12 protein-coding genes are annotated in these 10,755 nt (G+C 30.7%); 6 read left to right on the plus strand and 6 right to left on the minus strand.

Annotation, left to right across the window (positions count from 1 at the left end; all coding sequences use genetic code 11):
* Positions 1-52: 52 nt before the first annotated feature.
* The 4 genes from NEH75_RS13575 to NEH75_RS07750 all read right to left on the minus strand — a co-directional run bounded on the left by NEH75_RS13575 (position 53) and on the right by NEH75_RS07750 (position 3,740).
* Positions 53-2,752 carry an N-acetylmuramoyl-L-alanine amidase gene (locus NEH75_RS13575; protein WP_317452423.1) on the minus strand — a complete coding sequence of 900 codons (2,700 nt, stop codon included), beginning with the start codon at positions 2,750-2,752 and terminating at the stop codon, positions 53-55.
* Between the two features lie 18 nt (positions 2,753-2,770).
* On the minus strand, positions 2,771-2,974 hold the full coding sequence (locus tag NEH75_RS07740) for a hypothetical protein (RefSeq protein ID WP_262948726.1): 204 nt from the start codon (positions 2,972-2,974) through the stop codon (positions 2,771-2,773).
* Between the two features lie 8 nt (positions 2,975-2,982).
* Positions 2,983-3,252, minus strand: a complete 270-nt coding sequence (locus NEH75_RS07745) for a hypothetical protein (RefSeq protein WP_262948727.1) — start codon at positions 3,250-3,252, stop codon at positions 2,983-2,985.
* Positions 3,253-3,392: 140 nt separating this feature from the next.
* On the minus strand, positions 3,393-3,740 hold the full coding sequence (locus tag NEH75_RS07750; protein ID WP_262948728.1) for a sigma factor-like helix-turn-helix DNA-binding protein: 348 nt from the start codon (positions 3,738-3,740) through the stop codon (positions 3,393-3,395).
* A gap of 406 nt (positions 3,741-4,146) precedes the next feature.
* Between NEH75_RS07750 and NEH75_RS07755 the strand changes: the two genes are divergently transcribed.
* Positions 4,147-4,683, plus strand: a complete 537-nt coding sequence (locus NEH75_RS07755) for a hypothetical protein (RefSeq protein ID WP_262948729.1) — start codon at positions 4,147-4,149, stop codon at positions 4,681-4,683.
* Between the two features lie 404 nt (positions 4,684-5,087).
* Here the strand turns inward: NEH75_RS07755 and NEH75_RS07760 are convergent, their stop codons facing one another.
* Positions 5,088-5,534, minus strand: a complete 447-nt coding sequence (locus NEH75_RS07760) for a helix-turn-helix domain-containing protein (protein ID WP_262948730.1) — start codon at positions 5,532-5,534, stop codon at positions 5,088-5,090.
* Between the two features lie 585 nt (positions 5,535-6,119).
* On the opposite strand from NEH75_RS07760, the gene NEH75_RS07765 reads away from it, so the two are divergent.
* The 4 genes from NEH75_RS07765 (at position 6,120) to tenpIN (ending at position 8,953) form a co-directional block, all read left to right on the plus strand.
* Entirely contained in the window at positions 6,120-6,704 is a 585-nt protein-coding gene (locus NEH75_RS07765; protein WP_262948731.1) for a hypothetical protein, read from the plus strand.
* 18 nt (positions 6,705-6,722) lie between these two features.
* On the plus strand, positions 6,723-6,893 hold the full coding sequence (locus NEH75_RS07770) for a hypothetical protein (protein ID WP_262948732.1): 171 nt from the start codon (positions 6,723-6,725) through the stop codon (positions 6,891-6,893).
* 376 nt (positions 6,894-7,269) lie between these two features.
* The gene (locus NEH75_RS07775) at positions 7,270-7,623 is read left to right on the plus strand and encodes a MobC family plasmid mobilization relaxosome protein (protein ID WP_262948733.1); all 354 of its coding nucleotides are present in this window, start codon (positions 7,270-7,272) and stop codon (positions 7,621-7,623) included.
* Positions 7,624-8,482: 859 nt separating this feature from the next.
* The gene (gene tenpIN / locus NEH75_RS07780; protein ID WP_262948734.1) at positions 8,483-8,953 is read left to right on the plus strand and encodes a type III toxin-antitoxin system TenpIN family toxin; all 471 of its coding nucleotides are present in this window, start codon (positions 8,483-8,485) and stop codon (positions 8,951-8,953) included.
* Between the two features lie 494 nt (positions 8,954-9,447).
* On the opposite strand, the gene NEH75_RS07785 is transcribed toward tenpIN, so the two are convergent.
* Positions 9,448-9,870, minus strand: coding sequence for a recombinase family protein (locus NEH75_RS07785; RefSeq protein WP_262948735.1), 423 nt, complete (start codon positions 9,868-9,870; stop codon positions 9,448-9,450).
* A 303-nt stretch (positions 9,871-10,173) separates the two neighbouring features.
* On the opposite strand from NEH75_RS07785, the gene NEH75_RS07790 reads away from it, so the two are divergent.
* Positions 10,174-10,728, plus strand: a complete 555-nt coding sequence (locus NEH75_RS07790) for a hypothetical protein (RefSeq protein ID WP_262948736.1) — start codon at positions 10,174-10,176, stop codon at positions 10,726-10,728.
* Positions 10,729-10,755: the final 27 nt, after the last annotated feature.

Here is a 10,755-nt window from a genome sequence, read left to right on the forward strand (position 1 = left end):
AGTTAATTAATTTTAAACTTATGTCGTATTTTTTATTATTGTACTTGTTTCATTATTTATCTGATTTAACTATTAAAGCAAATGCAGTCAATACTGTTGCAGGGACCCATCCACCACCAGCTGCTCCTGCCAGGCATGATGCGAATATAAGAGCGTAAGTAACCGCAGAAGCCGCCCTATGACGTTTTGCTGTAGTTGTAATGTAATCTACATTTTCTTCTGCTGTGTCTTTAAGAGGCTCGGTGTTACGAATTGGAACGTGGAGTAAACCAGGCTGTTGAATATCGGGGTGAACAGTAATTGTTAACTGTTGATAGACCGTAGTTTCTAAATTTTCGAATACTTTTGTTTCTGCAACTTCTGCGATAATATTAAAAACCCCGTTGTCTAAATTAAATGTCAATGTAATTTCATCACAATTCAATGCTCCTAGGTTCATATTAGAAAGTGTAAGTACAAGCCCCTCACGACTAATGTTAACCTCGACCTTCTCTTGCGTAAGTGTGATATCTAACAGTTCATCAGCCATTTGTTCAGGAGTAAGTGCTAAATCAAGAACTTTCTTGACATCGAAAATATTTGTAATTTTAGGAACAAGCGAAACTTCACCATACACAATAACGTGTGGACGCCAAGGTATCGTACCAGGGATCTCAAAAAGCTTTTCTTTATGATTAAATCCTTTAAAATCAACATCATAACCTTCAAACAATCCATTCTCAGATGCGAATTTAAGAATTTGTTGATATCGAACCTCTGTCATAATCATGTCTACAAAACGATCCCATCCTGCATCTAATGTACGATGAGGGCAGTATTTTCCACTCCAATCTTGATGTTTACGGATTCTATCAATTGGAATGTTGAATTTATCCATTAATGATGCAATTAATTTAGCAGCATTTTTTTCTGCTTTATCAAATTTTTCTCCACCGTATTTTGAATAACAAATTTCTACTGCAATTGATTTTCGATTTCCAGTACCTTGACCACCATCTCCAGAGTGCCACCCATTACGGTTTAATGGTAAACCTTGAATTGCTTCTTGATCGTCTACTGCGAAATGGTAAGATACCTCATCATTATTATTATGCATAAATGTAATTTCATTGTATGCTGAAGCTTGGTTGTAAGTATTATGAACAGTGATATATGTTGGATCCATTGGATAAGGACACTTAATACTATACTTACTCTCTGGTGGCAATATTTCTCGGACTTTTAAATTTGGCACACCATCAATCCCACTTGACCCCGTTCCGCTATCACCAGAACCATCTTCTCCTGCTGAAGCTGGGCGGATTAATCGACCAGACATTAATAAATTCAATAATTTATTATTTTGATCTGCAGTACCAGCATAATCAGTAATTCCATTCGCTGCTGCGATTTTCTCTCGATTATCAAAGCTTGAATCAACACCGATTGCATTTAAAGCACCAACTAATGAAGTTCCTGTGTAAGAAGGTGTTGGGAAATATAAAACACCAGGATTCCCCCCTCCAGATGAACCTACTCGCTTCAACTTACCAGACATTAATAAATTCAATAATTTATTATTTTGATCTGCAGTACCAGCATAATCAGTAATTCCATTCGCTGCTGCGATTTTCTCTCGGTTATCAAAGCTTGAATCAACACCGATTGCATTTAAAGCACCAACTAATGAGGTTCCTGTGTAGTTAGGAATTGGATAATATGTATCTCCAGTTCCTCCTCCATCTGAATCACCCCCACCTTCTGTATTATCAGGACAAATTAATCGACCAGACATTAATAAGCTCAACATTTTATTATTTTGATCTGCAGTACCAGCATAATCAATAATTCCGTTTGCTTTTGCAATTTTTTCACGGTTATCAAAACTCGAATCAATACCGATAGCGTCTAAAGCACCAACTAATGAAGTTCCTGTGTAGTTAGGAACTGGATAATATGAAGTAGCTACTGATCCTGGGCGTCTTAATTGACCAGACATTAATAAGCTAAATAACGAATCATTTTGAATCGCAGTACCAGTATAGTCAGTAATTCCGTTTGCTTTTGCAATTTTCTCACGGTTATCAAAACTCGAATCAACACCAATAGCGTCTAAAGCACCAACTAATGAAGTTCCGATATAGTTGGGTTTGGGGTAATAAGAAGCTCCTACATCTCCATCTGGTGCTGATTCAGAATATTTAGGATACATTACATCCCCTTTTGTCCAACAGTTTGAATTTGAAGCTCCTACAACTGTTTGATAATCTGGTGCTGAGTTTTTAACATACATAACCTCTGCTGGACGTACGGTAGAATCAGTACCTGCTTTAATGATGTTTGAACTTGTGCTAATTGTCGGACTATACGATGGATATGAAGTATCTGTATCAAACTCAACATGTAAATGAGGCCCTGTCGTATATTTTCCAGTGTTTCCATATAAACCAATACGAGTATCTTTGGTGATTGATTGACCTTGCTTAACATCGATACGATCTAAATGGAAGATACGCTGAATAAGATTTTTTGTAGCCCCTGTTGTTAATTGACAGTTATCGTAACGAATAACTAAGACATTCCCTAAGACATTATCATATCCTGCTAATAAGACTGTACCTACACCAGAACCCCAAACAGTACGATCACTATTTGTAGATGTTAAGTCAGTACCATAATGTCTAAATCCGAATTGTTGCTGATAATTTGAATTTTTATATCCTGCGGTTACACGCATTTTGTTAATTGGTAAAATAAGTTTTTGTGTTGCCATGTTTAATTCCTCCTAATTTTAGTTTTTTAAAAAATGGTTTGTATTTGGATCATCAATAATCCCTAATATTGCTACAGCCTGTGTTACAATTTCTAAAATTTTCTGTAGTGATTCATATTCTACTAAGTCAGTAACTAACAATGGTGCAAGCACCACAATTGCTACATAAGTTAATACCGTTCGATTTCTAAGGTTTTTAAGAATTGCTAATTGATTTTTCATAATGTTCATTAGTTAAATAACTGAGTCACTATTTGTGTCACAATAGCCGTTGTCAGAACTGAAGCGATATAAATTAAGATTTTATTTGAAGATTGCATTTCAATCAGCATCAACTTTAGCTCTTTTACTTCACCCTCAATACCTTTTAATTGATGACTTTGAATAGTAACTGCATTATCTAAGGTCTGCAATTTCAAATTATGTTCTCTCAACATCAGTTCTTGTTCTTGATCAATTTTACTGCGACACTCATGTGACTTTTCAGCTGATTCCTCCAAATTGCTCCCCCTCCCTTTTCTTCATGGTTCAATATGTCTGTAAGTTTTAAAGGCCTTTTTTGCTTACAAACATATTAAACCATCTAAGGAATGAATGGATTTTGCATAGTTAATGCAAATTAGCTATAAAAAAAGATTACTCAATCGAGTAATCCTAAAAAAATTTTAATCATTTGTGCAAATTTAATCGTGGCATCTCTTTTATAAGTTGCTACAGTTCTTTCAGAAATATTTAAAGCCTCCGATAAACTATAATTTGTTAAACATTCACTATACGTAAGTTTGATAATTTTCTGCTCCTGCTTATCTAAAGCAGCTAAACAGGTTTCTATAATAACCTCTAAATTTTTATGTCGTTCTATTAACGCAACTTGACTATCTAATAGTTTTTTTTGATCAATATTCCTAAAAAGCAAGATAATTCCATCTAAACTTCTCTTTTCTTCAAAGATGCCTTTTACTAAAATCTTTTCTTCTCTCCATTCCATATAACTAATCTCCCTATTTTTATTCTCTTTACTCTTTAATTAAAACCCAAAATTAAAGAAATCATCTTGCAAATATTTTGTGAATAAAATGCAATTAAACTGCAAAGTATACATAATCATTATCCCTTAAAGACATGCACAATTCTATTTTTATAAAAATACATCTCTCCCTTAAAAAAAACTTTGTGAAAAAAATACTTTTCCAAACTTAAGTTCGCTTTTTATCATATCATAATTGTGTATAAAATTTCATATTTTTACAAAAAATCCTAATTACTTATGCTATACTAAGGGGGAATTTTTGAAATATTAGTTATTTATATAGAATTTATGTGAAAAACATTTCATTAGCATAAAGAAATATTTAATTGTTATAATTCTCTATGAAGCGGAGGGGGGGATAGAGATGGATATTAACCTTGAACATCTTATAAATAGCTATAAAACTACTTGTAACCTTTCAAATAATACTATTCTAGCTAAGGAAAATTTTAAAAACCTAATGAATGATAATAACAGTGTAATTTTACAAGTTACTGAGGATACAAACACTACCGATCATCAATTAAAAGAATTAGCAATTATTGATTTACAGAATAATGAATTATTTAACCGAAAATTTTATTTGTCAACTCAATTTGCAATAGAGTGGGATAATATAAAAAAAATACTTAAAAATAAAAATGTATTAATTTATAATGTTGATTTCACCGAGTTCATAATTGAACAAACTTTAAGAAAATGCTCAATTTATGAAAATTTCACATTAAATACGACTGATGTTATGACTCTATACAGTTTAATTTCGAATGATAATAACCCTATTAGTCTTCAAGATGCTTGCGCTGATGAAGGAATAACAGCATTTATTACAGATAATGCTCTAAAAAATAGTTACTATGTTAGAGAGCTATTAATTAAAACTTTAAAAGAATGCAATTAAATTAAATCTAATAGGTACTATATCTATAAAAAAGGACATCTCAGCAATTTGCCGGATATCCTTTTTTTATTTGGGAAAAAATTATTATTCATAGCGTAAAAAGTCAAATAAATAATGACGTTGTACTTTGTCTTTATCTAAGAATCCAATGATAGATGTTTCTTTTCTAATGTTTAATATTTTGTTTTATTATATTTTAATTGTTTGTTTCACATACGAAGGTATAGTTAATAAATTATTTATTAGTTCTTTAATGGTATTAGTATTTATATAGTATGCCAAAAGGCGTTATCCCAAAAGGCGTTATCCCAAAAGGGAACATCGGTAAGCTACCGATATATCAAAAGGGAACATCGGTGAAATGATAAATTGAAATAAAAAAGGCGGATAACTCCGCCCAATTACTAATCTTCTAACATCCAACCACCGTTTAAATAGTGAAAATCTGGGTGTGATTTATCAATATTGAATGTATCTGTTGTTTGAATCTTTGAAATTTGTATGTCTGGATCAGTTGAATTAATTGATTTTCCATCAACTTTCATTTCTGTTGGTTGTTCAAATAAATAATACATCATAGAACCAAAAGAACCTCCACTATCTCTCATTTGCACTCGATATAGATATTTATTATCCTCTAACTCTTTTAATCCACTTTTGATAGACTTTAATCCTTCTCCTGTAACTGTAGCTAATCCTTTTTCAGTAAAAACCCACGTTTCAGGCAAATGTAGCATAAAGCACAGTAACCCTCTAGCCTTTAATGATAAATTTTTATCCCGTAAGATAGTATTATCAATGATTGTAAAGTTTTTAGTCTTATTTTTAATAGTTCTAAAATTATTTTGCATAAAAAATGCACTCCTTTTCTGTTGCTTAAAGAGTGCTTTCAGGTCTGATACGTATAAAATTATCTGAATTTGCATATAACAAAATAAAGATATTTCTATTATATACTTGAATAATAATACGAGCATAGTATATAATAATCTTATATCAAGAACGAAAACTTTCAAAACCTCAATCCTGTAGCGACCAAACTTCAGGGATTGGGGTTTTTCTCAATTTAAGCGATTTAATTTTAAATAAATTATACCATAAAGCTACCGAATTAAGGTAGTTTTTTTAATATATTCAAGAGAATTTTGTTAAAAATTTCTAGAATTTATTATCTGAATTTCATATAGAGTTTATTTTATCGTAAAAATGATACTAGATATTTTAAAGATAGTTCTTTTATACTATTTTAGTAATATCTTGAAATCATAAAAGAAATATATTTAAACTATCAAAATATTACAAAAATAAAATAATAAAAATATTATACTAAAGAATACTTATGTATTATATTTTTATTATTTTAGAAAATGTTAATAGATATAAAAAGTATTACTCTAGTAATATTTTTTATAATATTATAGAATTGAGGGATTAAAGTGGACAAGAAAGACTTATTGTTGAGTGATAATTGGGAGGAGATCATAGCCTACATTAATCAAGAAAGACAAACGGGCCTACAGCTTAGAGATATTTGTAGAGGTGTTATTAGCAAAGATAGAATGTCTCAACGTATCAAAGAAAATGGATATACTTATTCAGCTAAATTAAAAACATATGTTAAAAGCTCAGAGAAGCCTTTTTTAGAGGAAGAACAAGCTCCGTTTTATAAAATTAAAGAGGAGATAAAGAAACCTTTCAATAAGCCTAAAAACGCCAAAAAATCAAATGGTGTCGAGGATGAAACAAAAAATATAAATCAACTTTTGAAAAAAATAGAAGATTTAGAGAAGCGTGTATGCAGTTTAGAAAGTCAAGTTAATGAAAAAGACTCGGATTTCAAGCCACTCCATTTCAATGAGGAACCAATAGCAAAATCATTTAAGTTGTATCCATCAGCAGTTGAAGCGATAGAGAAATTGAATAGGAAGTATAGTGGATTTAAAAAACAAGATCTATTAAGTTCATTGATTGTTCAGGCAGTAGCTCAATACATCGAGTTGGAGGATTCTAATGAGGTTTAATAAAAAGGAGGTAATCTTATGTCAAATTTATTAGTTTCAATAACCAGCTCAAATCCATTAAACAATCTATTATTTAAAACAATAGTGTTATTAGAAAAACTCTACGTTTTAACTGTAGCAATTTTAATCTTATATATTCTTTATTTAACTACCGTAGCTCTTAAAATTTATATTAAAAATCAGAAATAAATCAAGTAGTAAGATTCTGAAAGTCTAAGCTTCTTTAGCGAAGGATGAAAAGGAGAATTTGCATGTTATTTGAACAACTTAAAGAGTTAAATACTAGCGAAATCAGAGAAATGATTATCACGACAACAGGTGAAGAATAATTGTTTTATGTTTCTTGGTTTAATAAAGTTATGCAGTTAAGAAGAATTGAAACTCTTGAAAAGGAAAAAAATTTGGGGAATTACAATAAAAGAATCGTAGGAGAAGGAGAATAGTAGAATAGCGAGAATTGAAAGTGGCTAGCCACTTTCGAAAAAATGAAAATCTCTGATTTTCATTTTTGTTTATTTTTTTGGTACCCCAATCCCCTAATTTTTAAAAGATAGGAGATTGAATGATGAAGAATCGTACAAGGTCTAAACAAATGATGTTTAGAGTTACAGAAGATGAAAAGGAAATGATACTGAATAATAGTGAAAAGTTAGGCTTTCAAAAATTTGAAAGCTATGCTAGGAAGATGTTAATCGATGGATATGTTATTAATCTAAAGTCAGCAGATGATAAGGATTTAAAACACTTAATGTCAGAAGTGTCCCGTATTGGAAATAATATTAATCAGATTACTAAACGGGTAAACACAATTAACAAAATATATGAATGTGATCTGGAAGAAATTAAACAGGGACAACAAGAAATCGTTCGTCTACTAAGACAGCAAGTGAGAAATACTAACAAAATTAAAAATCTCTAGTTTTATCTAGTGTTCCTTTATTTTTTCATTACTTACCAATTCTAAAATTTTAGTGTTGTTAAGGTGATATCAAATAGTTTAGTATGGAGTTATGAATTTAATATTATCTCAAAATATATTCATGAGCATTCAAAGGAGAAATTAGAATGAGTTTATTTAAAGAGTGTGTGTCGTTAAGTTTTCAGATTTTGAGATTAGTTGTTATTGTGACAGGAATTGTTTTAGTAGTTTTAAGTTGGTTTTAGAAAATAAAAAAAAGAGGTGATTATAATCAGCTCTTTTTTTTATATTTCCTACTGAAAATGAATAGTAATATTTAAAAAAACAAGGTTACTTTATTAAGTAATAAAAGTGTCTTTAGTTAATCACTGGGTTTCTATTTATTTTCTATGTTGATTTTAATATTAGCCCGAGCAAAAATTCGTTATAAAAATTCAACAAACTGTTTATGATAAAAAATCTTAAAATTAAAGAGGTGATTTATATGTATATTTCGGTCGAATTTATTAAGGCACTAATTGTTCTCATCATTATTTGGCATAGGTTTAAATAAATGCTCCTAGAACATCGTTATTCTTTTATATCGTTAGGTACTGAGGTTAATTACTTTTAAGTGTTGCAAAATGTTACTCTTTTTCGTATAATAACATTGTAATAAGTTTAAAATAATAAGGACGGGATATCCGTCAACCTTATGATTTTGTTCGTAGAGCGCGAATAACTAAAAATTAAAGAAAGCTCAATTGATGATTCTAGTCGTAGGTCGCGACTAGCCTAAACAAAAGAAAGACCAATTGATTAGAACTTAAAGGCCCCTCATTTAGGGGTCATTTTTTTATAGTTATTATAGGGGGACTTTATGAAAAATTTTAACGACTTTGTAATATTGCATCTTACACAGCAATTCTATTCAGATTATCCATTAAGTGATTATCCTCAAATTTTAAGAAAAGATGAACGCCCTTATACTGTATTTACTGTTAAGATTGATGGACTTGATTTTGCTATACCTTTTCGTTCTCATATTAAACATAATCATGCCTTTATTACAGATAATAGAAATCCTGAAGATAAATGTGGACTTGACTATACTAAAGCAGTGATTATTACAAATCAAAAATACATAGATTATCAAAGCCAACCACGATTAAGATCTCATGAACACAACGTTTTAAAAGGCAATGAGAGTAAAATAATTGGAGGGTTTAAATCGTACCTTAATAGGTATAAACGTGCTGCTAAACGTCCTGATGTTGAACGCAATAAGCAATTTTGCAGATTCTCTGCATTACAATATTTTCATAAAGAGTTAAAAATAGAAGTGAGTTAACTGGTCCCAGGTGGAGCTTTTTTTATTTCATTTTACTTCATTAAGATGGGCCCCTCCTTTTTTTAGTTTGCAACGGTTCGATTAGTTACTGCAATGAATATAAGGGTTGATACAATCATCTTTTAATCTATTTACAAGGGGTATATCTGTCACCTCTATTTGTGAAAATAGACTCACTGAGGACTGAAACATCATCAACTAATTCATTGTAAAAACCAATCTTATAAACACTTACTTACTTACTTCACCTCTAAATCTTCCCTAATCTGTTTTTTATAACGATAATAAGTAGTTCTATCAATGCTGAGTAGTTCTAATACCTCACTATCTTTAAGAGCTCCATTGAATGACTTCGATAATTTGATAATCTTAGCCTTCTTGGTTTCAATCTTTGATCCTATTGCTCTACCTATGACCTTACCATTAACTTTAGCAGTAATAATCCCTTCAATTGTACGTTGTTTAAGGTCCTGAACTTCCTTTTCAGATTGCTTTTAAGCAATCTCAATCTGTTGTTTTGCCAATAGTTTAAGTGCCTTAGTCACGCCCTCTAACACCGCATTTACAACGTCATTATCTGTCATTCCTAATTTAGCATGGTCTAACTGTTGCTTATACACTGACGTATTGATATGTGGTTCCTTGATGAACACTAGCTCAACCCCTCTATCAAATAGATCCATGTAATCTTTTACGCCATCTTCAGCATTACGACTCATACGTGAGACTGAATCAAAAATAATCATATCGCCTTGCTTAACACGTTTAAATAGTTTAGTCCATTCCTTACGGTCTATCGTAGTCCCTGTGTGGGTTTCATTGATTAGTTTAGCACCAGGATGTAATTTTAAGATATTTCTATTCTGGCGGTCTATATTTTGTTTATTCGTTGAGATACGCGCATATCCATAAATCATAATCAAAACTCCTTAAATTTGTATGTATTTTGTTTGCATTTAAACGTTTGTTTTATCCTCTCTAAGACGTTTTTGCACGCCCCCTTTAAAATACACTAAATTAATTATAAAAAATCAGATATGTGATATTTTTACCCTTTTTCGGCATGATAGATTTTGTTTTTCATAGTTGCTCTTAACAATCACATTTTCAAGACATAAAAAGAGCTTCTAACACAGTATCTATCCACTGTTGTTTGTATTACATAAAAGGGTTATAATGGAAATGTTTAAAAGGTGGATTAGAGAGGGATAGTGATAAAAATGTATATTTTATTTAAAAATCAGACAACATTAACTAAAAAAACTTATATAGAAGTCGCTCTATCATCAAACAAAACCCTTATAAGTTTTATAATATTTTTCACAGCGTTTGGATTCATTGATATAGGGTATGAATCTTATATGTTTAAAGAATACATATTATTTCTATATTGTGCCGGGGGAGCCATCGTTGCATTCTGTACGCCTTTTTACATTTATCGTTCCCAAGGTATAAAAAATTATAAAAATCAGATGCTTCTATCAGAAGGAAGAGAGCCTAAAGTTAATATAACTATTTATGAAGATTCCCTTACCTTTAATAGGTTTATTCCAACAATAAATGAAGATAAAACGAGATATAAAAGCGAAGCGGAAACAAGTATCAAACACGATAAAATTACTGTGGTACATAACCTTAAAGAACATTTTGTTATCGTTTATGCGAATCAAATCTATCTCCCAATACAAAAGACGGGATTTACAAAAGGATCATCTGAGGAGTTTGAAGAGTTCCTTCTCAAAAAAAATATAAAGGTGAAGCGGAAAATAATTTAAACTGTAAAACAAGTACAATAATAAAAA

It is taken from the genome of Turicibacter sp. T129 (assembly GCF_025594975.1).
GTDB classification, from domain to species: domain Bacteria; phylum Bacillota_I; class Bacilli_A; order MOL361; family Turicibacteraceae; genus Turicibacter; species Turicibacter bilis.

What these genes read in the sequence shown, in the direction of transcription:
- NEH75_RS13575 (WP_317452423.1), bottom strand. Translation starts at nt 2,752, where the DNA reads ATGGCAACACAAAAACTTATTTTACCAATTAACAAAATGCGTGTAACC.
- NEH75_RS07740 (WP_262948726.1), bottom strand. Translation starts at nt 2,974, where the DNA reads ATGAAAAATCAATTAGCAATTCTTAAAAACCTTAGAAATCGAACGGTA.
- NEH75_RS07750 (WP_262948728.1), bottom strand. Translation starts at nt 3,740, where the DNA reads ATGGAATGGAGAGAAGAAAAGATTTTAGTAAAAGGCATCTTTGAAGAA.
- NEH75_RS07755 (WP_262948729.1), top strand. Translation starts at nt 4,147, where the DNA reads ATGGATATTAACCTTGAACATCTTATAAATAGCTATAAAACTACTTGT.
- NEH75_RS07760 (WP_262948730.1), bottom strand. Translation starts at nt 5,534, where the DNA reads ATGCAAAATAATTTTAGAACTATTAAAAATAAGACTAAAAACTTTACA.
- NEH75_RS07770 (WP_262948732.1), top strand. Translation starts at nt 6,723, where the DNA reads ATGTCAAATTTATTAGTTTCAATAACCAGCTCAAATCCATTAAACAAT.
- NEH75_RS07775 (WP_262948733.1), top strand. Translation starts at nt 7,270, where the DNA reads ATGAAGAATCGTACAAGGTCTAAACAAATGATGTTTAGAGTTACAGAA.
- tenpIN (WP_262948734.1), top strand. Translation starts at nt 8,483, where the DNA reads ATGAAAAATTTTAACGACTTTGTAATATTGCATCTTACACAGCAATTC.
- NEH75_RS07785 (WP_262948735.1), bottom strand. Translation starts at nt 9,870, where the DNA reads ATGATTTATGGATATGCGCGTATCTCAACGAATAAACAAAATATAGAC.
- NEH75_RS07790 (WP_262948736.1), top strand. Translation starts at nt 10,174, where the DNA reads ATGTATATTTTATTTAAAAATCAGACAACATTAACTAAAAAAACTTAT.